Origin of the sequence: Halarchaeum salinum (genome assembly GCF_039520965.1) — an archaeon.
Classification (GTDB): domain Archaea; phylum Halobacteriota; class Halobacteria; order Halobacteriales; family Halobacteriaceae; genus Halarchaeum; species Halarchaeum salinum.
The window spans coordinates 1-544 of the sequence record NZ_BAAABL010000049.1; the positions used below are offsets into that span (position 1 = coordinate 1).

At 59.6% G+C, this 544-nt stretch carries 1 pseudogene; it reads left to right on the forward strand.

What is annotated here, in order from left to right:
• Positions 1 to 69 precede the first annotated feature (69 nt).
• A pseudogene (locus ABDZ36_RS08730) lies at positions 70 to 544 on the forward strand (AAA family ATPase); the annotation flags it as partial.

The following is a 544-nucleotide window of genomic DNA, read 5'->3' on the forward strand; positions in this document are numbered from 1 at the left end:
CTGTCTGCTTGGTTTGGTTGCACACTCTCTCCAAGCAGACACTCTCTCTAAGCCGATGTGATCGACTGACACTCGCTCCGCGATCGGGACGACGCCGTCGTCTATCAGGGCACAGAGACTACTGCACAGCTCCAACTCGACGAGTTCGTCGACGTTGCCGCCGAGACGTTCCCTGGCATCACGAACATCAAGCGGGACTGGGAGGCACTCCTCGGCTATCTCGGTGACCAGAACGCGGTCGTCGTCTTAGACGAATTCCCCTATCTCATCGACGCTGACGGGAGTCTCCCCTCCGTCATCCAGCGTCTCTGGGATCATCACTTCCAGCAGACGTCTGGAACGCTTGTTCTCGTCGGCTCATCGATCAGCATGATGGAAGAAGCTGCTCTCCTCGGGAACAGTCCACTCTACGGCCGAGCGACCGTAAAACTGGACCTCCGACCGCTTGACTTCACCGCCACTCAGGAGTTCCTCTCGGACGCCTACACGCCCGAAGACCGTGTGTTCGCGTGGGGCGTCCTCGGCGGTGTCCCGTACTACCTCG